Genomic DNA, 608 nt, shown 5'->3' with positions numbered 1-608 from the left:
ATATAATCTCCATGCGAGCCATGCCAACCTCTAAGTTCTGATATTAATGCCAGCACTAATGCTGGTTCTAATGCCAGAACATCGCCCAAAAGCCTCCATCAGCAAAATCCACTCACCGGACGCTCACCACAGTCTCGTGTTCGGCACTGGCAATCAACAGATCCTCCAGCGCCAGTTCCAGTTGCGCGATTTCCCGCTCGATCTTTTCAGAAGACTTGCCGAAGACCTGTTTCTTCAGCCGGGCAATGCGTAGCCTCAAGCCCTGAATGAGGTGGTCATGCGCCTTCAACGCCGCCAACATCTTCGCATTCTCCGCCTGCAAGGCGGTGATCATCGCCTTCAGAAAGGCTGGATCATCAGTGAGCGCGACGAACAACCCACCTTTTCTTTTGTGAATGAGGCCGCGAGATAAGCTCCTTCATCGATAGGAGCGGAATGGAATGGTTGGAGAACGCGCTGATGCCATGCTTGAAGTCATGGATGAAGACATGGATGAAGCCAGGCATGAGGGAAAGTATCGTCGGATCGAGGTGATTACCGGCCGGCGGCAGCGGCGGAATTGGACTGACGAGGAGAAGGCGCGGATCCTTGCGGAAAGCGCGGAACCT

General features: G+C 53.9%; 2 pseudogenes. One reads left to right on the top strand and one right to left on the bottom strand.

Annotated elements, in window-relative coordinates:
• Positions 1 to 139: 139 nt before the first annotated feature.
• Positions 140 to 334, bottom strand: a pseudogene (locus F9K91_RS25590) (transposase domain-containing protein); the annotation flags it as partial.
• A gap of 106 nt (positions 335 to 440) precedes the next feature.
• Here F9K91_RS25590 and F9K91_RS26530 point away from each other — a divergent pair.
• Positions 441 to 608, top strand: a pseudogene (locus tag F9K91_RS26530) (IS66-like element accessory protein TnpA); the annotation flags it as partial.

The sequence above is a fragment of the Brucella tritici genome (genome assembly GCF_008932295.1).
GTDB classification, from domain to species: Bacteria; Pseudomonadota; Alphaproteobacteria; order Rhizobiales; family Rhizobiaceae; genus Brucella; species Brucella tritici.
The sequence above is the reverse complement of the archived record's forward strand: the minus strand, read 5'-3'. Positions and strand labels throughout refer to the sequence as shown.